The sequence below is a fragment of the Kitasatospora sp. NPDC101183 genome (genome assembly GCF_044767945.1).
In the GTDB taxonomy this organism is placed as follows: Bacteria; Actinomycetota; Actinomycetes; order Streptomycetales; family Streptomycetaceae; genus Kitasatospora.
This window is the reverse complement of record NZ_JBIWOW010000028.1, coordinates 15,905-36,957: the sequence shown is the minus strand read 5'-3', so window position 1 is coordinate 36,957 and position 21,053 is coordinate 15,905. Positions and strand designations below refer to the sequence as shown.

Sequence of the window (21,053 nt, the reverse complement as noted above, 5' to 3'; positions counted from 1 at the left end):
AGGGAGGCTCCCCGGGGAAGATCAGGCCGGACGGGCGGCCCGCCGCCGGGTCAGCCGCGACACGCCGCGGACCACACCCGACCGAAGTCGATGTGGTCGCGGGTGACCAGGGGCTGCGCGGCGTTCATGGCCACAAGTGAACAGTCGTCCGAGTGCCCCGTCAACCGTCCATCATTGCCGCACTGTTGCGATCTCCTGTCACTTCCGAGACGCCCGCCCACCGGCCCTCCGGGACCCCTCGCCACCCTTGACAGCCGCGAGACGCACATGCGTACGATCGACGCGGAGTGCAGCACCACCGTGCCCGGCCGCGTTGAGGGACGCCGGCCCGGCGCAGGCCCGTACGTGACGACCGCCCGTACCCACGCCCCGCCCGCACTCCCCGCCTGGAGCCGAAGCCATGGCCACCCCGCCGGACGTCCTGCCCGTGCAGCCCGTACTCGACAAGCCCTCCCCCGTCCACGACGATCCCGCACGCGACGATCCCGCACACGACGAGAACGCCGAGGCCCGCATCGTCGCCCGCCGCAAGCCCGGCCAGTGGGCCGCCGCTGCCGTCGCGCTGCTGCTCGCCGTGATGGCGGTCGGCTCGCTGGTCCGCAACGACGCCTTCCAGTGGAGCGTCGTCGCCGAGTGGTTCACCGCCCGGTCCGTCCTCAACGGCCTCACCCTGACCCTGTGGCTGACCTTCGTCACCCTCGCCCTGGGCTTCGTCCTCGGCACCGTCCTCGCCACCATGCGGCTGTCCGACAACCCCGTGCTGCGCACGCTGAGCTGGGGCTACATCTGGATCTTCCGCTCCACCCCGCCGCTGGTGCAGCTGCTGTTCTTCTTCAACATCGGCGCGCTCTACCCGACCCTCGGCCTGGGCATCCCCTTCGGGCCCGAATTCGTCACCGTGAAGACCGTCAACCTGATCGGGCCCACCCTGACCGCCGTCATCGGCCTGACCCTGCTGGAGACGGCCTACGCGGCCAAGGTGATCCGCGGCGGCATCCTCTCCGTGGACCGGGGCCAGCTGGAGGCGGCCGCCGCGCTCGGGCTCGGCCGGTGGCGGGTGCTGCGGCGGATCGTGGTGCCGCAGGCGATGCGCTCGATCGTGCCGACGGCCGGGAACATGCTGATCGGCGCGCTCAAGGGCACCAGCATCGTCAGCGTGCTGGCCGTCTCCGACCTGCTCTACTCGGTGCAGCTGGTCTACCTGCAGTCCTACCGGGTCATCCCGATGCTGATGGTCGCCACCATCTGGTACCTGGTGGTCACCACCGTGCTGTCCGTCGGCCAGTACTACGTGGAGCGGCACTTCGCCAAGGGCGCCACCCGCGACGGCCTCCCGCCCACTCCGCTGCAGCGCGCCCGCGCCGCCTTCCGTCGGGCGGCGGTCAAGGCATGAGCGTCCTCGTGATCGTGGGCGCCGGGCCGCGCGGCACCGGGCTGCTGGAGCGGATCGCCGCCAACGCCGCCGAACTCCTGCCCTCCGAGCGACCGTTGGAGATCCACCTCGTCGACCCGTACCCGCCCGGCGCCGGCCGGATCTGGCGCGCCGACCAGTCCCCGCTGCTGCGGATGAACTCGATGGCCGAGGACGTCACCATGTTCACCGACGAGCGCTCCACCATCGAGGGCCCCGTCCGCCCCGGCCCCTCCCTCGCCGAATGGGCCCGCGCCCAGCGGGAGTTCGCCCCCTACCGGGAGGTCGCCGACCCGGCCGTACGGGCCGAGCTGCACGCCCTCGCACCCACCGACTTCCCCACCCGCCGCGCCCAGAGCGCCTACCTGGACTGGACGTTCCGCCGCGCCGTCGCCGACCTGCCCCCGCACATCACCGTGACCCTCCACCGCACCCGGGCCCACCGGATCGACGGACCGGCCGACGGCCCCCAGCGCGTCCTCCTCGACGACGGCACCACGCTCACCGCCGACCACGTCGCCCTCACCCTCGGCCACCTCGACTCCGCGCCGCACCCGCGCCACGCGGCCGACGCCGAGTTCGCCGCCCGGCACGGCCGCTTCCACCTCCCGCCCGCCTACTCCGCCGACGTGGCACGGGAGTTGGCGGCCCTCACCCCCGGCGAGCAGGTGGTGGTGCGCGGCCTGGGCCTGGCCGCCGTCGACCTGATCTCCCTGCTCACCGAGGGCCGTGGCGGCCGCTTCGAGCCCGTCGGCGAGGGCCCGGCCCTGCGCTACCTGCCCTCGGGCCGCGAACCGGTGCTGCACCTCGGCTCCCGGCGCGGCGTGCCGTACCACTCCAAGACCGGCTACCGCCTCCAGGGCCCGCCCGCCCCGCTCCCCCGCTACTTCGACGCGGCCGCCGTGGACGGCGCCCTCGCGGGCGATGGCCCGCTCGAACTGCGGCGCGACTTCTGGCCGTTGATGGCCCAGGAGATCGCCTTCGGGCACTACCACGAGCTGTTCCACGCCCACCCGGAGCGCACCGCCCTGCCCTGGACGGAGTTCCTCGCCCGCTTCGACGCCCACGGCTGGTACACCCCCGAGCGCGCCGCCCTGGAGGCCGAGGCCGTCCCCGACCCGGCCGACCGGATCGACTTCGAGCGCCTCGACCACCCGCTGGCCGGCCTCGAACTCGCCACCGACGAGCAGCTCCAGGCCCACCTGCGCGCGTACGTCACCGAGGACGCCGACCGCCGCGCCGACCCCGCCCACAGCGCCGACCTCGGCGCCTTCCTCGCCCTGCTGTCGATCTTCGGCCAGCTCCCCCGGGTGCTGGCGAGCGGCCGGCTCACCGCCCGCTCGATCGCCGAGGAGGCCGACGAGTGGTTCTTCGGCTACTTCAGCTTCCTCGCCTCCGGCCCGCCCGGCTTCCGGCTGCGCCAGCTGCTCGCGCTCTCCGAGGCCGGGGTGGTGGGGTTCCTCGGCGCGAACGTCCGCATCCACCGGGACGAGGCCACCGGCACCTGGCGGGCCTCCGGCACCACCGTGCCGGGCCACGCCGTCACCGCCACCGCGCTGATCGAGGCGTACCTGCCCAAACACGCGCTGAGCCGCACCGGGGACCCGCTGCTGCGCGAACTCCACCGCGCCGGACGGGTGGTGGAGGAGGTAGTCGCCGACGAGGAGTACACCCACCGCTCCGGGCTGGTCACCATCACCCCCGAGGACGGCCGCCTGCGCGACCCCTCCCTCGGCGGCGAACCGCACCCGCGCCGCACCGCCCTCGGCCCGCACACCAGCCTGCGCTCGGCCGCCGCCTTCGCCCGGCCCCGGACGAACTCCCCGGGCTTCCGCCAGAACGACGCCGCCGCCCGGGCCCTGCTGCGGGCCCTGGCGGCGCTCCCGGCGGCGGTGCTGGCCGCATGAGCGGCGCGAGCAGTGCGAGCAGTGCCCGGTGGCCTACGGGCCGAAGATCTCCTCCACCAGGTCCTCGTCCGAGACGTGGTCCGGCGCGTCGAACACCACACCGGCGACGCCCTTGAGCCCGATCCCGCGCTCCAGCGCCTGCACCGCCAGCGCCGCGTCCCGGTCGTTGACGAAGCTCCACACCCGCAGGCGGCGCACCAGCAGCAGCGCCTCCCCCCGGCTCATCTTCGGCGGCCGGTTGCGGCGCTTGGTGCCGCTGACGGCCAGCCGCTGCTGGAAGGACATCAGGTCCTGCCAGGCCTGGACGGTGCTGGGGTGGCGCTCGCCGAGCGTCTGCGTGAGGTCCGGCAGCAGCGCCCGCAGCCCGGCGACGGCCCCGTTGAGGTCGCCCCGGTTGGCCTGGCGCACGGCGATGTCGTGCCGGGTCTTGAGCACCCGCTCGTCCTGCGGGCCGCCGGCCACGTGCAGGTCGGGCAGCAGCTCGGACAGCAGCCGGATCGCGGTGACCTCGGCGCCGCCCTCCCCGACGCACCAGGCCAGGTGGTAGCGGGCGCTGACGGTGTCGGGGTCGGCCGGGCCGAAGGCCGTCCGCATGTCCTCCACGACGGTGAGCAGCAGCCGGATCGCGCCGTCGAGGTCCCCCGCCCGGCTGAGGTACCAGGAGAAGTCCCGCCAGGTGCACAGGGTGTCCCGGTCGGCGGCCCCGAGCGCGGCCACGCACTCCTGCGCGATCGCCTGGAGCTGGATCGCCGACTCGCCCGCCGTCGCGGCCCGGTACGCGGCCGAGCGCCGCTCGTGCAGCGAGGCCCGTACGGCGTCGGAGGCCGCGACGGCGACCACGGGCGGCGTGGTCAGCGGGGACAGCACCTGCGAGGGCGTGGGCACCCCAGGAGCGCCGGGCACCCCGGGCACCCCCGGCGGCTGCGCCGGGGCGGGCGGCGGCGCGGCGGGCATCGGCGGCGCCTGAACCACCGGCGCGGCCTGAACCACCGGCGGAGCCTGAACGACCGCCGCGCCCGGCTCCTCCCGTACGGTCGCCGCCGCCCCCTCACCGCGCCGCTCGGCCAGCTCCGCCAGCCGCCGCTCGACGGTCCGGGCGTCCTCCGGCCGCTGCTCCGGGTCCTTGGCCAGCAGGTCGGTGACCAGCGCGGCCACCTGCGGCGGCAGCCCGAACTGCGCCGGGTCCAGCACCGGCGGCGGCTCGTTGAGGTGCTGGTACATCAGCACCGGCGTGGAGTCCCCGCCGAACGGCCGTGCCCCGGTGAAGAGTTCGACGAGCACGCAGCCGAGCGCGTACAGGTCCGCCCGCCCGTCCACCCGCCCGCCGGTCCACCGCTCGGGCGCCATGTACGCGGGGCTGCCGACGATCGTCCCGGTGGTGGTCAGCCCGCCCATGCCCGTGTCGAGCTGTGCGATGCCGAAGTCCAGCACCTTGAGCCGGCCCGAGTCGGTGATCATGATGTTGTCCGGCTTGATGTCCCGGTGCACCATCCCGGCGTCGTGCGCCGCCGCCAGCGCCCCGCAGATCTGCCGCCCCCAGCGCAGGCTCTGCGCGGGCCCGGGCACCCCCTCGCGCAGCACCTGCGTCAGGGTGCGCCCGATCAGCATCTCCATGACCAGGAAGGTCACCTGCTCGCCACCGACCTCGCTCTGCCCGAGGTCGTGCACGGTGACGATGTGCGGGTGCGACAGGTTGCCCGCCGCACACGCCTCCCGGACGAACCGCAGCGCGGCCTTCGCCTGGTCGCCGCCGTGGTGCCCGATGACCTTGACGGCCACCGGCCGCTGCATCCGGGTGTCCTGCGCCTTCCACACCACCCCGAAGCCGCCCTGTCCGAGCTTCTCCAGCAGCTCGTACCGACCGTCGAGGACGTCTCCGACCCGCACGTGCCCCTCCCCCTTCCGCTCGTGACGAGCAGACTCTACCGAGGTCGGGCGCCTCCCCTCCCCCTGCCTCCACGTGGGTGGAAGGATGGACACCGGGCCCCGCGACGGTGCGGCGGCCCGAGCAGGCACAGCCCGAGGAGCGCAGTCATGGCCAAGCAGGCCCCGCAGAGCGACCCGGCGCAGGACGCCCCCGAGGTCTCCGCGCCCCAGCACGCGGCCGCCGGCCTGCCCGCCGTCGGCCACAGCCTGCGGATGGCCACCGAGCAGATGGGCGCCGTACGCACCCTCGCGACGCTCAGCAAGGTCAACCAGCACAAGGGCTTCGACTGCCCCGGCTGCGCCTGGCCGGAGCCGGACAAGCCGCACCTCGCCGAGTTCTGCGAGAACGGCGCCAAGGCCGTCGCCGAGGAGGCCACCGAACGCCGGGTGCGCGCCGACTTCTTCGCCGCCCACCCGATCGCCGACCTCGCCGGACGCTCCGGCTACTGGCTCGGCCAGCAGGGCCGCCTCACCGAGCCGATGCTGCTCGACGAGGGCGCGACCCACTACACGCCGATCTCCTGGGACGACGCCTTCGCGCTGATCGCCGAGGAGCTGCGCGCCCTCGACACCCCGGACGGCGCCGCCTTCTACACCTCCGGGCGCACCAGCAACGAGGCCGCCTTCGCCTACCAGCTGTTCGCCCGCCGGCTCGGCACCAACAACCTGCCGGACTGCTCCAACATGTGCCACGAGTCCTCCGGTTCGGCGCTCACCGAGACCATCGGCATCGGCAAGGGCAGCGTCTCCCTCAAGGACCTCTACCAGGCCGACCTGATCATCGTGGCCGGCCAGAACCCCGGCACCAACCACCCCCGGATGCTCTCCGCCCTGGAGCGCGCCAAGCGGGCCGGCGCCACGATCGTGAGCGTCAACCCGCTGCCGGAGGCGGGCCTGGAGCGCTTCAAGAACCCGCAGCACGCGCGCGGCCTGGTCGGCCACGGCACCAAGCTGACCGACCTGTTCCTCCAGATCCGCCTCGGCGGGGACCTGGCGCTCTTCCGCGCCCTCAACCGGATCGTGCTGGAGGCGGACGGCGTGGACCGCGCCTTCGTCGCCGAACACTGCCACGGCTACGAGGAGTTCGAGGCCCAGGCCCTCGCGACCGACCGCGAGGAGGTCCTCGCCGCCACCGGCCTGCCCTGGGAGCAGATCGAGGAGCTGGGCCGGATGGTCCTGGCCTCCCAGAAGGTCGTCGTCTGCTGGGCGATGGGCCTCACCCAGCACAAGCACGCCGTCCCGACCATCCGCGAGGTGGTCAACTTCCTGCTGCTGCGCGGCAACATCGGCCGCCCGGGCGCCGGCGTCTGCCCGGTGCGCGGCCACAGCAACGTCCAGGGCGACCGGACGATGGGAATCTTCGAGCGGCCCTCCGCCGCCTTCCTGGACGCGCTGGGCGCGGAGTTCGGCTTCGAGCCGCCGCGCGAGCACGGCCTCGACTCGGTGGACACCATCCGCGCCATGCGCGACGGCCGGGTGAAGGTGTTCTTCGCGATGGGCGGCAACTTCGTCGCCGCGACGCCGGACACCGAGGTCACCGAGGCCGCGATGCGCCGCTGCCGGCTGACCGTCCACGTCTCCACCAAGCTCAACCGCTCGCACGTGGTCACCGGCGCCCGCGCCCTCGTCCTGCCCACCCTCGGCCGCACCGACCGGGACGTGACCCCCGCCGGCGCCCAGTTCGTCACCGTCGAGGACTCGATGGGCCAGGTCCACTCCTCGCGCGGCGGCCTGCGCCCGCCCGCGCCCGGGCTGCTCTCCGAGACGGCGATCGTCTGCCGCCTGGCCCGGGCCGCCCTCGGGCCGCAGGACGACGTGCCCTGGGAGGAGTTCGCCGCCGACTACGACACCCTGCGCGAGCGGATCGCCCGCGTGGTGCCCGGATTCGACGGCTTCAACGACAAGGTCCGCCGCCCCGGCGGCTTCACCCTCCCGCACGGCCCGCGCGACACCCGTACCTTCCCGACCGCCACCGGCAAGGCCAACTTCACGGTCAACCCGCTGACCGCCCCCGAGGTCCCGCCGGGCCGCCTGCTGCTCCAGACCCTGCGCTCCCACGACCAGTACAACACCACGGTCTACGGCCTCGACGACCGCTACCGGGGCATCAAGGGCGGCCGCCGCGTCGTCCTGGTCAACCCGGCGGACGCGGCCGAACTCGGCCTGGTCGAGGGCGGGTTCGTGGACCTGGTGAGCGAGTGGCGGGACGGCGTCGAGCGGCGCGCCCCGCACTTCCGGGTCGTCCACTACCCCGTGGCGCGGGGCGGCGCGGCGGCGTACTACCCGGAGACCAACGTGCTCGTCCCGCTGGACTCCACGGCCGACATCAGCAACACCCCGACCTCCAAGGCCGTCGTCGTCCGCTTCGCCCCGGACTCCGGCCCGACGGCCTGACAGCCTGACAGCCCGGTCAGAACGCGAAGGGGCCGCCCGGCGATCGCCGGGCGGCCCCTTCCGCTTGCCTACCGGTTCAGTTCCCCAGCGGCAGCGTCGCCGTCGGGCTGCCCGGGGCGGAGGCCGAGGCGCTGCCCGTCGACGCCGCCGTCCCGGTGGAGCTCGGCGAGCCCGTCCCGCCCGGTGCCGGGGTGGCCGGGGTGGTGCCGGTGCCCGAGGGCGTGCCCGGGGTCGCGGTGCCGGTCGGCGTCGGGGTGCCCGGCGTCGTCTCGGTGGGCGTCGGGGTCGGGGTCGGCGTGCCCGGCTCGGACGGCGTGCCGCTGGGCGTCCCCGGCGCGGGGGTGACCGGCGCGGTCGGGGTCGTCCCCGGGGTGGCGGGCGGCGTCTGCGGCACGGGGCTGGGCGCTATCGGCGTGACGCTGTCCCAGCCGGCCGGCAGGTCCGGCACCTTCCAGGAGCCGCCGGCGTCGTCGGCCGCACCGTCGGGGTCGGGCCGCACGGCGCCGAGGATGGCCATCGAGCCGATCGGCGAGACCTTGATGTACGCACCGGGCCGGGGCGCCTGCACGATGAGCCCGCCGCCGATGTACATCCCGACGTGCGAGGCGTCCTTGAAGTAGACGACGAGGTCGCCGGCCCGCAGCTGGTTGAGCGGCACGTGCGGGAGCTGCGCCCACTGCTCCTGGCTGGTGCGCGGGATCGCCCGGCCGGCGTGCAGCCAGGCCTGCGAGGTGAGGCCCGAGCAGTCGTACGAGTCCGGGCCGGTGCCGCCCCACAGGTACGGCTTGCCCAGCTGGGCCAGGGCGAAGGCGACGGCCCCGCGCCCCTGGACGGAGGGGGTGCGCTCGCCCTTGCCCAGGGCGCCGGAGGCGAGGAAGGCGAGCTGGGCCTCGTCGGCCCGGGCCTTCTCCAACTGCTCCAGCTCCGTGCGCTGGGCGCCGGTGAGGGAGGAGACCATCTGCTCGACGGCGGCGAGGTCGGTGGCGGCCTTGGTCTTGGCCGCCTCCTGCTGGGCGACGAGCGTCTGGGAGGTCTTCAGCGCCTCCTCGCTCTGCTTCTTGAGGCCGTCCAGCGCGTCGCGGTCGCCCTTGAGCTTGTCGAGGAACTCGGACTGCGAGCGGCTGGCGGCGCTGAGCAGTTCGGCGATGGTGACGGCGTCGTACGGGTCCTTGGAGAGCAGCAGCTCCGCGTAGGCGGAGGTGGCGCCGTTGCGGTACTGGGCGGCGGCCAGCTGCGAGGCGATGTCGGTGCCGGCGTCGACCTGCTTCTCCTGGCGGTCGAGCTTGCCCCGGAGGTCGGTGAGCGCGGTCTGCTGCTCGGCGACCTTGGCGACCGAGCCGTTGTACTGCTCGGTGGCGGCCTCGGCGCCCTGGTAGAGCTCGTGCAGCCGGTCGAGCATCGGGCCGAGGGTGGCCTTGGTGGCGGCGAGCGGGTCCTGCCCGGGGGCGACGGTCACCCCGGTGGTGCCCGGGTCCGGGCTGGCCCAGGCCGCGCCGGCGGCCAGGGGGAGTGTGAGTGCGGCGGCCGCGAGGGCGGCTCCGCAGCGCAAGGCCGCCCGCACCCAGGGCCGTACGCCCGCCGTCTCCGTGCGCTGTGCAGCCCCGCCCATGGTTGGTCCTCCCCGCCCCGAACCTCTGCCTGCCCCCGTGTGTTCGCCGGGTTGCGGCAGATCCTCCCATGGGTTACCGGTCGGAAACAGAGCACGCCCCGACCAGGGGGTTAATTCTCCGTGCGAACTGTGAGACAACTCTCAACAAACCCGATCGAAAGCGGACGTTCCCCTTCAGTGGCGGGCTCGACACGCCGTACTTCACTCCTACGAAAGCTTCAGGCCATCGCCGCGCCACCATCAGAACCACGATTCCCGCTTCAGTTCACCTTCCGTTCACCAACTCGACCTACGGTCGCGACGACACCAACGTCCGTGCGACAACTACGACGATTGTTTGGGTATGGAACACATCTCGTTCCTGGTAGCCGTTGTGATCATCACGGCGCTCGCCTTCGACTTCACCAACGGGTTCCACGACACCGCCAACGCGATGGCCACCTCCATCGCGACGGGAGCCCTCCGGCCGAAGGTCGCGGTCACCATCGCGGCCGTGCTCAACTTCGCGGGCGCGTTCCTGTCCGTGAAGGTCGCCACCACCATCTCCGGCGGCATCGTCAACGAGAAGAGCGGCGTCCATCCCGAGATCATCTTCGCCGCGCTGGCGGGCGCCATCCTCTGGAACCTGCTGACCTGGCTGCGCGGCCTGCCGTCCAGCTCCTCGCACGCCCTGTACGGCGGCCTGATCGGCGCCACCGTCGTCGGCGTCGGCATGAACGGCGTCAACTTCGACACCGTCGTCTCCAAGATCCTGATCCCCGCGGTCGCCTCCCCGTTCGTCGCCGGCCTCGCCTCCTGGGGCGCCACCAAGCTGGCGTACGCGATCACCCGCCGCAGCGACGAGGGCACCGTCACCAAGGGCTTCAAGACCGGCCAGGTCTTCTCCTCCTCGCTGATCTCCCTCGCGCACGGCACCAACGACGCCCAGAAGACGATGGGCATCATCACCCTCACCCTCGTCTCGGTCGGCGCCCTGCCGCACGGCGCCCTGCCCCCCACCTGGGTGATCGTCTCGGCCGGCGCCGCGATCGCGCTCGGCACCTACATGGGCGGCTGGCGGATCATCCGCTCGATGGGCAAGGGCCTCGCGGACATCAAGGCCCCGCAGGGCTTCGCCTCCGAGTCGGCCGCCGCGACCGTCATCCTGACCTCCTCGCACATGGGCTTCGGCCTCTCCACCACCCAGGTCTGCTCCGGCGGCATCATGGGCGCCGGCCTCGGCGGCCCCAAGGGCGAGCTGCGCTGGAGCCTGGTGCGCCGCATGGTCTACACCTGGGCGCTGACCCTCCCGGCCGCCGCCCTCGTCTCCGGCGGCGCGGCGCTGCTGGCCCGTCAGGGCACCTGGGGCATCGTCGTGGTCGGCGTGGTGCTGGTCGCCGGCTCCGGCGCGATGTGGCTGATCTCCCGCCGCCAGCCCGTCGGCGCGGACAACGTCAACGACGCGGACGAGGTGACCCCGGTCGAGCTCGCTCCCACCACCGGCCCCGCGAACACCCCGTCCCCCACCTCGACCACCGTCGCGGCCTGAAGAAACGCTAGGACGCCCTCACCATGCACATCAAGTGGACCGCCCTGGCCCAGACCGCCGGCTTCAGCTTCGGCATCACCGTCGCCGTCGTCGCCGTCTTCGCCCTCGGCATCCTGGCGCTGTCGCGCCGCGAGGCCACGCTGAGCGCCCGCGAGGGCGCCTCCGGCAACGGCGGCAAGCCCGCCCTGCTGGCCGGCGCGTACGCCTGCTTCGGCCTCTGCGCCGCCGCCGTGGTCTACGGCCTGGTGCTGATCGCCGCGCCGTAGTTCCGGAGTTCCGGGTACGACGAACGGGCCGGGAGTGCGCTCAGCACTCCCGGCCCGTTCGTCGTGTTCCGCCGTCAGCTCTGGCTGGTCTTCAGCACCGTCTCCCGGATGAACAGCACGGTGACGAAGGACAGCAGGGCGAACGGAGCCGCGCACAGGAACACCGTGCCGACGCCGTGCCCGAAGGCGTCCGTCACCAGCGGGACGATCGGGGCGGGCAGCTTCGCGAGGTCCGGGATGCCGCCGCCGGAGGCCGCGTGCCCGGCCGGGATGTGCGCCGCGGCCATGTTCTCCGCGAGGTAGTGGCCGACCTTGTTGGTCATCACCGCGCCGAGCGCGGAGACGCCCATCGCGCCGCCCATGGTGCGGAAGAAGGTGACCACGGAGCTGGCCGCGCCGAGCTCGTGCCGGGGCACGGTGTTCTGCACCGCGAGCACCAGGTTCTGGCTGGTCAGGCCGAGGCCGATGCCGGTGATCGCCATGTAGAGCGAGAGCAGCGCGTAGTCGGTGTCGGCCCGGGCGGTGCCCAGCAGGGCGAAGCCGATCGCGAGCATCGCGGTGCCCGTGACGAGGTACGCCTTCCACTTGCCGTACTTGGTGATCAGCCGCCCGGCCACGGCGGAGGAGGCCGCCAGGCCGATGATCATCGGCAGGGTCATCAGACCGGCCGTCGTCGGGGACTTGTCCCGGGCGAGCTGGAAGTACTGGCTGAGGAAGGTCGTGGCGCCGTACATCCCGACGCCGACCAGCACGCTGGCGATCGCCGCCAGCGTGACGGTGCGGTGCTTGAACAGGGACGGCGGGATGATCGGCTCGGCCGCGCGGTGCTCGATCACGACGGCCAGCGCGCCCAGCAGCAGGCCGCCGCCGACCATCGCCGCGCTCTGCCAGGACACCCAGTCGTAGTTCTTGCCGGCCAGGGTGATCCAGATCATCAGCAGGCTGACGGCCGCGGTGATGGTCACCGCGCCCAGGTAGTCGATCTTCACCGGGCGCTTGACCACGGGCAGCTTGAGGGTGCGCTGCACCACCAGGATCGCGGCCAGCGCGAACGGGATGCCGACGTAGAAGCACCAGCGCCAGCCCAGCCAGTTGGTGTCCACGATGACGCCACCGATCAGCGGGCCGCCGATGGTGGCGAGGGCGAAGACCGCGCCGAAGTAGCCGCTGTAGCGCCCGCGTTCGCGCGGCGGGACCATCGCGGCCAGGCAGATCTGGCCGAGCGCGACGACACCGCCGGCGCCGATGCCCTGGAGGGCGCGGCAGGCGATCAGCTCGGCGGTGTTCTGCGAGAGCCCGGCCAGGGCGGAGGTCGCTATGTAGATCAGCAGGGCGATCTGGAGCAGCAGCTTCTTGCTGGCCAGGTCGGAGAGCTTGCCCCAGATCGGGGTCGAGGCGGTCAGCGTCAGCAGGGCCGCCGTGATCACCCAGGTGTAGGCGGACTGGCCGCCGTGGAGGTCCGTGAGGATGTGCGGCAGGGCGTTGGAGACGACGGTCGAGGAGAGCACGGCCACGAACAGGCCGAGCAGCAGGCCGGAGAGCGCCTCCATCACCTGCCGGTGGGTCATCGGTTGGTCGACGGCGGCGGCTGCGCCGGTCTCGGCCCGGGTGGTCACGGTCATCTGAGTCCTCTGATTTCGTTGCCTTAGGCAACCATACGACCGGATGGTTGAGTAAGGCAACTTTCTTCAAGGGCAAGTAAAGCCCGGCCGGAACCCGTCGGTGCGGGTCCGACCGGGCTCCGGTCGACCACCTGGGACGTCAGTGGGACGTGGGCTCGCCGATCACGTCGTTGAAGCGCCCCAGCAGCTCCGCGAACCGGGCCACGTCCTCCGGCGGCCAGTCGCACATCAGCTCGCGCACCCGCTCCATCCGGCAACCCCTGGCCGCCGCGAAGCGCCGCCGCCCGTCCTCCGTCAGCGAGACCAGCACGGCCCGGCGGTCCAGCGGGTCCGCCTCCCGGCGGACGAGGCCCAGTTCCTCCAGGGCCCGGATCTGACGGCTCACGGTGGCCTTGCCGACGGCGAAGTGCGCCCCGACGTCCGTCACCCGCACCCGCCCGGCCTCCTCGATGTAGCCGAGCATGCTGTACGCCGCCCCCTCCAGCTCGGGGTGCACCCGGCGTGAGAGTTCCGCCACTCTGGCCCGGCCCCGCCGGAACATCAGCGCGACCTCCCGTTCCACCGCCATCAGGGCTTCTTCGTCGCTCACGGCGCCAGTATCGCGCAGCGGCCCGCCCGCTCCCCCGGCGCGTGAGGTGCGACAACCGAACTAGTTCATGGTATTAAGTATCCGTTTTCCGCCGATACGCAAGGAGATGCGAATGGCTGCCCCGGGGCAGGGATTCATGACCGAACTGAAGAGCGCGGTCACCCCGCGCGCGGCGCTCCTGGTGCTCGGGGTGCTGCTGTTGCAGCTCGGCTTCATCACCTCGTACGTCGGGGCGCTGCACCACCCGGCCCCGCACAAGCTGTCCATCGCGGTGGTCGCACCCGAGCAGGTCTCCCCCAAGCTGGTCGAGGCCCTCAACTCGGCGCCGAACGACGCCGTCAAGGCCGTCACCGCGCCCGACGCGGAGACCGCCACCCAGCAGATCAAGGACCAGAAGGTCTACGCGGCGCTGGTCTTCAACCCGACCGCCAAGGAGGACACCCTCCTCGTAGGCGGCGCCCGCGGCCCGTCCGCCGCCAAGGCCGCGGAGACGATCACCACCGCGCTGGACGCCAAGCAGGGCCGCACCGTCGTCGTCCACGACGTCGTGCCGCTCGCCAAGGGCGACACCAACGGCCTCTCGTCGTTCTACCTGGTCATCGGCTGGTGCGTCGGCGGCTACCTGGTCGCCTCCATCCTGGGCATCAGCGCCGGCTCCAAGCCCGCCAACGTCAACCGCCTGCTGATCCGCCTCGGCGCGCTCGCCGTCTACTCGGTCGTCGCCGGCCTCGGCGGCACGATCATCGCCGGGCCGATCCTGGACGCCCTGCCCGGCTCGATCCTCGCCCTGACGGCGATCGGCGCCCTGGTGGTGTTCACGGTCGGGGCCTTCACCATGGCGCTGCAGTGCCTGTTCGACATCATCGGCATCGGCGTCGCCGTCCTGATCTTCGTCGTCCTCGGCAACCCCAGCGCCGGCGGCGTCTACCCCGACCCGATGATGCCCCCGTTCTGGCGCGCCATCGGCTCGATCATCCCCAACGGCGCGGGCACCAGCGTCACCAAGTCGATCGCCTACTTCGACGCGACCAACATCGCCGTGCCGATCCTGGTCCTCGTCGTCTGGGCCCTCGTCGGCATCGGCGTCGCCCTCCTCGCCGTCCTCCGCGGCCCCCGCTCCGGCGGCCGCGAACTCGCCCCCGCCACCGCCTGACCCACCCCCCACCCCCTGAGCCCCCGGCCCCCCACGGCCGGGGGCTCAGCCCATTCCCGCCCCGGCTCAACGACGTTCCGCTCCGGGGCGGTTCGCGAGGCTCAGGGTGCCCCCGGGGCGGCCAGGGGGCCCGGGTCGGCGATGATGCCGCGGACGACGGCGACGGCCGCGCCGAGGAGGGGGCCCCGGCGGCCGAGGCGGGAGACGGTGAGGCGGTCGTCCGACCAGGGGCGGACCGTGACGCGGGCCGCCAGTTCCGCGCGCATCGCCGGGAGCAGCCAGGGGGCCGGGCGGGTGTAGCCGCCGCCGAGGACGACCTCCGCCGGGTCGAGCAGGTTCACGGCCCCGGCGGCCGCGATGCCGAGGGCCCGCCCCGCCCCCGCGAGGGCCTCGCGGGCGGCCGGGTCCCCCGCCGCGGCGCGGTCGGCGACCAGCGCCGCCCAGTCGCCCCGGGCACCGGCGAGGTGCGCCGCCCGCAGGACCGCCGCCCCGCCCGCGTACTGCTCCAGGCAGCCCCGCGCGCCGCAGGCGCAGTGCGGGCCGTCCGGGTGCACGGGTACGTGCCCCAGCTCGCCCGCGTAGCCGCGCGCTCCGCGCAGCAGCCGCCCGCCGAGCACGATCGCCGCGCCGACCCCGGCTTCCGCGGAGATGTACAGGAAGTCCTCCCGCCCCTCCCCGAGCCACCGCTCGGCGAGCCCGCCGAGGTTGGCCTCGTTCTCGATCCGGATCGGCAGCGCCGCGAGCCCCGCCCCGCCGTCCCCCGCCCGCAACGCGGCCCGCAGCCCCGACGCCAGCGGCACGTCCGCCCACCCCAGGTTGGCCGCCCGCTGCAGCACCCCGCCCGCGCCGACGAGTCCGGGCACCGCCAGCGTCAGCCCCGCCGGTGCGAGGCCCGCCTCGGCGACGGCGGCGCGCAGCAGCACCACCAGGTCCGCCAGGACGGCCTCCGGCTCGCGGCCCTCGTTGGACCGCTCCACCCGCCGCCGGGCCCGTACCTGCCCGCGCAGGTCGACCACGCAGGCCCCCAGGTGCCGCACCCCGATCTCCGCGCCGAGCCCGCCGGGCCCGTACGGGTTGAGCCCGAGCGCCGTGCCGGGCCGCCCGACCTTGCCGCTGGGCGCGGCCGGCCCCTCCTCGACGACGAGCCCGGCGGCGAGGAGCTGCTCGGCGAGGGAGGAGACGGCGGCCCGGGTGAGCCCCGTCCCGTTCGCGACCTCCGCGCGCGAGCGCGGGGCCCGGGCGATGACGCCGAGGACGAGGGCGAGGTTGGCCCTGCGCATGCCCTGCTGGCTGGCGGGCCCGGCCCCGAGGCCTTCCGGTTCCCCGCGCATGCTGCTCACCTCACGGCCTCATCGGGCATCCCGTGACATTCCGGGTGCAGCGTAACCGGCATCCTCCACCGGCGACGGCCCGGTGAAGACCCACCGCTGGACGGCCCAGAAGCGGAACAGCATGGCCACGAACGTCCCGACGACCATCCCGCTGAGGAAGTCGGCGACCTCCTGCGCGAGCGGCCCGATGTACGGCTCGCGCAGGTCGAGCAGGTACCGCGAGGCGATCAGCGGCAGGTCGTTGACGGCGATGGCCACCGCGCTGACCAGGGCGAACAGCAGCGGCTCGCGCCGCCGCCCGCAGGTGCGGAAGGCCCAGCGCCGGTTGAGCACGTACGAGACGACGGTGCCGATGACGGTGGCGACGGTCAGTGCGACGACCGGTTTGTGCTCCAGCACGGTGAACTTCAGCTCGAAGTCGATCACCACGGTGAGCGTGAAGCAGAACCCGCCGACGATCAGGAACTTCACCAGCCGCCGGTGCCGGACGAGGAAGGGGCGCAACGGCTGCGGCACCCTCGCCAGGGCTCGCTGCGTGGGGGACGGCACCCGAGCAGTGTCACACGCCCGGGTGCCGTCCGCCCTCCAACGCCGCTGGTCAGGCGGCTCAGGCGGCTCAGGCGGCGGCCACGAGCACCGCCGCCGGCTCCAGCGCCAGCTCCAGCACCTCCCGCACGTCCGCCACGGGGTGGACGGTGAGCCGCTCCAGCACCTCGGCCGGGACGTCGTCCAGGTCGGCCTCGTTGCGCTTGGGGATGATCACCGTGGTGACCCCGGCCCGGTCGGCGGCGAGCAGCTTCTGCTTGACCCCGCCGATGGGCAGCACCCGCCCGGTCAGCGACACCTCGCCCGTCATCGCCACGTCCGTGCGCACCTTGCGCCCGGAGAGCAGCGACGCGAGCGCCGTGGTCATGGTGATGCCGGCGCTGGGCCCGTCCTTGGGGACGGCCCCGGCGGGGACGTGCAGGTGGACGCCCCGGTCGCGCAGGGAGGTGACGGGCAGTTCCAGCTCGGCGCCGCGCGAGCGCAGGTAGGAGAGGGCGATGTGCGCGGACTCCTTCATGACGTCGCCCAACTGCCCGGTGAGGGTGAGCCCGGTGCCGCCGGTCTCGGCGTCGGCGAGCGAGGCCTCGATGTAGAGGACGTCGCCCCCGGCGCCGGTGACGGCGAGCCCGGTGGCCACGCCGGGGACGGCCGTGCGCCGCTCGGCGGGCTCCTGGGCGGCCTCGGGCACGTGGTGCGGCCGGCCGATGAGGGCGCGCAGGTCCTCCGGGCCGACGGCGGCGGGCAGCTCGCGCTCGCCGAGTTCCGTCTGCGCGGCGATCTTGCGCAGCACCCGGGCGATGGAGCGCTCCAGGGTGCGCACGCCCGCCTCCCGGGTGTACTCCCCGGCGAGCCTGCGCAGCGCCTCCTCGTCGACGCTGACCTGGCCGTCGCCGAGGCCGGCCTTCTCCAGCTGGCGCGGGAGCAGGTGGTCGCGGGCGATGACGACCTTCTCGTCCTCGGTGTAGCCGTCGAGCCGGACGAGCTCCATGCGGTCGAGCAGCGGCTCGGGGATGGACTCCAGCACGTTGGCGGTGGCGAGGAAGACGACGTCGGAGAGGTCGAGCTCGACCTCCAGGTAGTGGTCGCGGAAGGTGTGGTTCTGCGCCGGGTCGAGCACTTCGAGCAGGGCGGCGGCCGGGTCGCCCCGGTAGTCGGAGCCGACCTTGTCGATCTCGTCGAGCAGGACGACGGGGTTCATCGAGCCCGCCTCCTTGATCGCCCGCACGAGCCGCCCGGGCAGCGCGCCGACGTAGGTGCGCCGGTGGCCGCGGATCTCGGCCTCGTCCCGGACGCCGCCGAGGGCGACGCGGACGAACGTGCGGCCCATGGCGCGGGCCACGGACTCGCCGAGCGAGGTCTTGCCGACGCCGGGCGGGCCGACGAGGGCGAGGACGGCTCCGCCGCGACGGCCGCCGATCAGCCCGAGCCCCTGGTCGGCGCGGCGCTTGCGCACGGCCAGGTACTCGACGATGCGCTCCTTCACGTCCGTCAACCCGGCGTGGTCGGCGTCCAGCACGGCGCGGGCGCCGGCGATGTCGTACGCGTCCTCGGTGCGCTCGTTCCAGGGCAGTTCGAGGACGGTGTCGAGCCAGGTGCGGATCCAGGAGCCTTCGGGCGACTGGTCGGACGAGCGCTCCAGCTTGTCGACCTCCTTGAGCGCGGCCTCCCGGACCTTCTCGGGCAGGTCGGCGGCCTCGACGCGGGCGCGGTAGTCGCCCTCCTCGTCGGCCGGGTCCCCGTTGAGTTCGGCGAGTTCCTTGCGGACGGCCTCCAGCTGGCGGCGGAGCAGGAACTCCTTCTGCTGCTTGGCGACGCCCTCCTCGACGTCCTTGCGGATGGTGTCGTTGACCTCCTCCTCGGCGAGGTGGTCGCGCAGGAGGGTGAGCGCGTACTCCAGCCGGGCGACCTGGTCGGCCTCCAGCAGCACCTTGAGCTTCTGCTCGGCGGTGACGAAGGGCGCGTAGCCGATGTTGTCGGCGAGTTCGCCGACGCCCTCGATCTGGGCGACCCGGTCGACGATCTGCCAGGCGCCGCGCCCGCGCAGCCACTGGGTGGACAGCGCCTTGTACTCCTTGACCAGCTCGGCGGCCCGGCCGGCGACGGGGGTGCCGACGGAGGACTCCTCGAACGGCGTGGTCTCCACCCACAGGGCGGCGCCGGGCCCGGTGGTGCCGACGCCGATGCGCACCCGGCGCACGGCGCGCACCAGGGCGGCCGGCTCCCCGTCGGCGAGGCGGCCGACCTGCTCGACGGTGGCGAGGGTGCCGGCGGCCGCGTACGAGCCGTCGACCCGGGGGACGAGCAGGACCTGGGGCTTGCCGGGGCCGGCGGCCGCGGCGCGGGCGGCCTCGACGGCGGCGCGCACCTCGGTGTCCTTGAGGTCGAGCGGGACGACCATGCCCGGGAGCACGACCTCGTCGTCGAGGGGCAGCACGGGCAGGGTGAGCGGTGTGGACGTCGATGCCATGATCTCTCCCCGGTCAGTGAACTTGAGTCGACCTGACTAAGGCTTGACGGCCCCCGGATGTTCCCACCGCCTTGTTCGCTGTGAGCGAACACCTGAACCGACTGAACCGGCCCCTGACGACCGTTCGGTTGGGCCTGTCAAAAACGGAGCCCGGCAGGCTCAGCGCGCCGCCGACAACCCTCCGCGCGCCCGCGCGCCGTGGACGGCGCGCGCCGCCGCCCGGCGCGGACCCGCGGTCGGGCCCCGCCGGCCCCGCCGCAGCCACCGCCACAGCGCCACCCCGGCGAGCAGCGCCGCCGGGTGCCCGACCGCGGTGACCAGGTCCCGGTCCTGCGCGATCTGCTGGGCGATCATCACGGAGGCCCCGCCGAGCGCCAGCAGCCGCTCCCGCACGGGCATCAGCCCGGCCACCGCGCCCAGGCAGGCGAGCACGCCGTAGCTGACCCCGATGTCCAGCCGGTCCATCGCGTCGGTGCCCATCCGCCCGGTGGCGACGGCGCCCATCACCACGCCCTGGGAGAGCAGCGTGGCCCCGACGTGCCCGACCGCGAACACGGCCGCCGCCCTCGCCGGGCCGACCCGGCGCTCCAGCGGTGCGAGGGTGAGGGCGAACCCCCACAGGTAGGGCACCCACACCTCCCCCGCGACCCAGAAGCCGCTCAGCACCAGAGCGCGCACAGGATGGTGCAGGAGGTTGTGCCCGTCCGAACTGGACGCCTCCTGGAGGCGCTGCACGAGTTCCGGGTCGGCGAGATTCGCGAAGGTGGTCGTGGTGGCGACGACGGCGAGGTATCCGAGCGTGAACGGATTGCGCCGGGGCGTCGGCACGCGTTCCAGCAACCAGTCGAGGACGTTGGTGCGCAGCCCGTACCGGAACATTCCGTAGGGCACTCCCGTCGTCGCCGGGCCGTACTCCCCGGTATCCCGCCGCAGTCCCGCCATGACGCCTCCGCTCCACGTCCGCAGCCACCGCTTTTGCCCGCCCCGCGCCCAACGTACCGGCGGACGCCGGGGATTCCACCCGGCGGGAGCGTCGTCACGGCGACGTTACGTCGAGGTTCTGAGAGGCACCTGAGAATGGCCCGTGAAGACTGTCCCGGAGTCAGTGAGTCCGATTACCGGAAATTGGTCTGGACCTAGTTCCGGAGAACCCCCCGGCATCCGCTCTGACCGGCGACTTGGCTTCGACTCCATCGCATACGCACCGTTACGCGCCGGAAATTCCCCGGGTAAGGTATCGGCCCGTGCCCACCCCTTCGGTGGGCCTACGGGCGGCCCGGAAGGCCGGCCCACGGGCCGGAAACGTCCGGTCCACCTGCCGGGAAGCATGCGCTGTCCGTACGCTGCGAAGTGCGCGGGAGCAGCGGGCGGCCGACCACCGCCCGCCTCGTTCCCGATCGCGCGACGGGGCGGCGGGACCCGGCACAGTCCACGACGGAACAAGACTACGAGCGGAGCCCGCCATCCCCACAGGTGGCCGGCCCGCAGCCCTGGGGGCGGTGGCGTGACCGTGACAGAGATTCAGCAGGACAACCACAACACCGGCGGCACGGTGAACAGCCAGCGCAGAGTGCTGGTGGTGGAGGACGAGCCCACGATCGCGGAGTCGATCGCGGCCCGGCTGGGCGCGGAGGGCTTCAAGGTCGCCGTGGCCCACGACGGCCCCGGCGCCGTCGACGGCTTCCACACCTGGCAGCCGGACCTGGTCGTCCTCGACATCATGCTGCCCGGCTTCGACGGCCTGGAGGTGTGCCGCCGCATCCAGGCCCAGCGGCCGGTGCCGGTACTGATGCTGACGGCCCGCGACGACGAGACGGACCTCCTGGTCGGCCTCGGCGTCGGCGCCGACGACTACATGACCAAGCCGTTCTCGATGCGCGAACTCGCGGCCCGGGTCAACGTCCTGCTGCGCCGCGTCGAGCGCGCCCAGCAGGCGGCCCGCACGCCCGCGCTCGGCAGCCTGCGCTTCGGCGAGCTGGAGATCGACCACGTGCAGCGCCGGGTCCGCCTCGCCTCCGGCGACGTCCACCTGACGCCCACCGAGTTCGACCTGCTCGCCTGCCTGGCCGCCCAGCCGCGCGCCGTGCTCACCCGCGAGCAACTGCTGGCCGAGGTCTGGGACTGGACGGACGCCTCCGGCACCCGCACGGTCGACAGCCACGTCAAGGCGCTGCGCCGCAAGATCGGCGCCAGCTGGATCCGCACCGTGCACGGCGTCGGCTACGCACTGGAGGCCCCGCTGTCCTGACGGCGCGCCTCGGGCGACGGGCCTCCGGGGGGCCCGTGTCCCGAACCACCGCCCAC

Annotated in this window: 15 protein-coding genes; 7 read left to right on the top strand and 8 right to left on the bottom strand. The window is 73.5% G+C overall.

Annotation, left to right across the window (positions count from 1 at the left end; genetic code table 11):
- The first annotated feature begins 400 nt into the window (after positions 1–400).
- Positions 401–1,393: an amino acid ABC transporter permease gene (locus tag ACIRRS_RS31075; protein WP_402977767.1), complete on the top strand. Its 993-nt coding sequence runs from the start codon at positions 401–403 to the stop codon at positions 1,391–1,393.
- Positions 1,390–3,318, top strand: a complete 1,929-nt coding sequence (locus tag ACIRRS_RS31070) for an FAD/NAD(P)-binding protein (RefSeq protein ID WP_402977764.1) — start codon at positions 1,390–1,392, stop codon at positions 3,316–3,318. The genes ACIRRS_RS31075 and ACIRRS_RS31070 overlap by 4 nt, the downstream gene beginning before the upstream one ends.
- A gap of 33 nt (positions 3,319–3,351) precedes the next feature.
- Here ACIRRS_RS31070 and ACIRRS_RS31065 read toward each other — a convergent pair whose 3' ends face one another.
- A complete protein-coding gene (locus ACIRRS_RS31065) occupies positions 3,352–5,205 on the bottom strand; it encodes a protein kinase (protein ID WP_402977761.1) in 1,854 nt (617 codons plus the stop codon).
- A 147-nt stretch (positions 5,206–5,352) separates the two neighbouring features.
- On the opposite strand from ACIRRS_RS31065, the gene ACIRRS_RS31060 reads away from it, so the two are divergent.
- A complete protein-coding gene (locus ACIRRS_RS31060) occupies positions 5,353–7,638 on the top strand; it encodes an FdhF/YdeP family oxidoreductase (protein WP_402977758.1) in 2,286 nt (761 codons plus the stop codon).
- Positions 7,639–7,714: 76 nt separating this feature from the next.
- Here the strand turns inward: ACIRRS_RS31060 and ACIRRS_RS31055 are convergent, their stop codons facing one another.
- Complete coding sequence (locus ACIRRS_RS31055; protein WP_402977755.1) at positions 7,715–9,247, bottom strand: NlpC/P60 family protein; 1,533 nt, start codon at positions 9,245–9,247, stop codon at positions 7,715–7,717.
- A gap of 343 nt (positions 9,248–9,590) precedes the next feature.
- On the opposite strand from ACIRRS_RS31055, the gene ACIRRS_RS31050 reads away from it, so the two are divergent.
- Both ACIRRS_RS31050 and ACIRRS_RS31045 read left to right on the top strand, forming a co-directional pair.
- Complete coding sequence (locus ACIRRS_RS31050; RefSeq protein ID WP_402977753.1) at positions 9,591–10,775, top strand: anion permease; 1,185 nt, start codon at positions 9,591–9,593, stop codon at positions 10,773–10,775.
- Positions 10,776–10,798: 23 nt separating this feature from the next.
- On the top strand, positions 10,799–11,041 hold the full coding sequence (locus ACIRRS_RS31045; RefSeq protein WP_402977750.1) for a hypothetical protein: 243 nt from the start codon (positions 10,799–10,801) through the stop codon (positions 11,039–11,041).
- A gap of 74 nt (positions 11,042–11,115) precedes the next feature.
- On the opposite strand, the gene ACIRRS_RS31040 is transcribed toward ACIRRS_RS31045, so the two are convergent.
- Both ACIRRS_RS31040 and ACIRRS_RS31035 read right to left on the bottom strand, forming a co-directional pair.
- Positions 11,116–12,663, bottom strand: coding sequence for an MDR family MFS transporter (locus tag ACIRRS_RS31040; protein WP_402977747.1), 1,548 nt, complete (start codon positions 12,661–12,663; stop codon positions 11,116–11,118).
- A gap of 139 nt (positions 12,664–12,802) precedes the next feature.
- Entirely contained in the window at positions 12,803–13,252 is a 450-nt protein-coding gene (locus tag ACIRRS_RS31035) for a MarR family winged helix-turn-helix transcriptional regulator (protein ID WP_402977744.1), read from the bottom strand.
- A gap of 136 nt (positions 13,253–13,388) precedes the next feature.
- On the opposite strand from ACIRRS_RS31035, the gene ACIRRS_RS31030 reads away from it, so the two are divergent.
- Positions 13,389–14,405, top strand: coding sequence for an ABC transporter permease (locus ACIRRS_RS31030; RefSeq protein WP_402977741.1), 1,017 nt, complete (start codon positions 13,389–13,391; stop codon positions 14,403–14,405).
- A 101-nt stretch (positions 14,406–14,506) separates the two neighbouring features.
- Here ACIRRS_RS31030 and ACIRRS_RS31025 read toward each other — a convergent pair whose 3' ends face one another.
- The 4 genes from ACIRRS_RS31025 to ACIRRS_RS31010 form a co-directional block, all read right to left on the bottom strand.
- Positions 14,507–15,736: an ROK family protein gene (locus ACIRRS_RS31025; protein ID WP_402977738.1), complete on the bottom strand. Its 1,230-nt coding sequence runs from the start codon at positions 15,734–15,736 to the stop codon at positions 14,507–14,509.
- A gap of 18 nt (positions 15,737–15,754) precedes the next feature.
- The gene (locus ACIRRS_RS31020; RefSeq protein WP_402977736.1) at positions 15,755–16,285 is read right to left on the bottom strand and encodes a GtrA family protein; all 531 of its coding nucleotides are present in this window, start codon (positions 16,283–16,285) and stop codon (positions 15,755–15,757) included.
- A gap of 67 nt (positions 16,286–16,352) precedes the next feature.
- Entirely contained in the window at positions 16,353–18,749 is a 2,397-nt protein-coding gene (gene lon / locus ACIRRS_RS31015; protein WP_402977733.1) for an endopeptidase La, read from the bottom strand.
- Positions 18,750–18,908: 159 nt separating this feature from the next.
- On the bottom strand, positions 18,909–19,691 hold the full coding sequence (locus ACIRRS_RS31010) for a rhomboid-like protein (protein ID WP_402977730.1): 783 nt from the start codon (positions 19,689–19,691) through the stop codon (positions 18,909–18,911).
- 568 nt (positions 19,692–20,259) lie between these two features.
- Here ACIRRS_RS31010 and ACIRRS_RS31005 point away from each other — a divergent pair.
- A complete protein-coding gene (locus tag ACIRRS_RS31005; protein WP_031076843.1) occupies positions 20,260–20,997 on the top strand; it encodes a response regulator transcription factor in 738 nt (245 codons plus the stop codon).
- Positions 20,998–21,053: the final 56 nt, after the last annotated feature.

Excerpts from the sequence above, each read along its gene's own strand:
- ACIRRS_RS31075 (WP_402977767.1), top strand. The coding sequence starts at position 401 with ATGGCCACCCCGCCGGACGTCCTGCCCGTGCAGCCCGTACTCGACAAG.
- ACIRRS_RS31070 (WP_402977764.1), top strand. The coding sequence starts at position 1,390 with ATGAGCGTCCTCGTGATCGTGGGCGCCGGGCCGCGCGGCACCGGGCTG.
- ACIRRS_RS31060 (WP_402977758.1), top strand. The coding sequence starts at position 5,353 with ATGGCCAAGCAGGCCCCGCAGAGCGACCCGGCGCAGGACGCCCCCGAG.
- ACIRRS_RS31055 (WP_402977755.1), bottom strand. The coding sequence starts at position 9,247 with ATGGGCGGGGCTGCACAGCGCACGGAGACGGCGGGCGTACGGCCCTGG.
- ACIRRS_RS31050 (WP_402977753.1), top strand. The coding sequence starts at position 9,591 with ATGGAACACATCTCGTTCCTGGTAGCCGTTGTGATCATCACGGCGCTC.
- ACIRRS_RS31045 (WP_402977750.1), top strand. The coding sequence starts at position 10,799 with ATGCACATCAAGTGGACCGCCCTGGCCCAGACCGCCGGCTTCAGCTTC.
- ACIRRS_RS31040 (WP_402977747.1), bottom strand. The coding sequence starts at position 12,663 with ATGACCGTGACCACCCGGGCCGAGACCGGCGCAGCCGCCGCCGTCGAC.
- ACIRRS_RS31030 (WP_402977741.1), top strand. The coding sequence starts at position 13,389 with ATGACCGAACTGAAGAGCGCGGTCACCCCGCGCGCGGCGCTCCTGGTG.
- ACIRRS_RS31025 (WP_402977738.1), bottom strand. The coding sequence starts at position 15,736 with ATGCGCGGGGAACCGGAAGGCCTCGGGGCCGGGCCCGCCAGCCAGCAG.
- lon (WP_402977733.1), bottom strand. The coding sequence starts at position 18,749 with ATGGCATCGACGTCCACACCGCTCACCCTGCCCGTGCTGCCCCTCGAC.
- ACIRRS_RS31010 (WP_402977730.1), bottom strand. The coding sequence starts at position 19,691 with ATGGCGGGACTGCGGCGGGATACCGGGGAGTACGGCCCGGCGACGACG.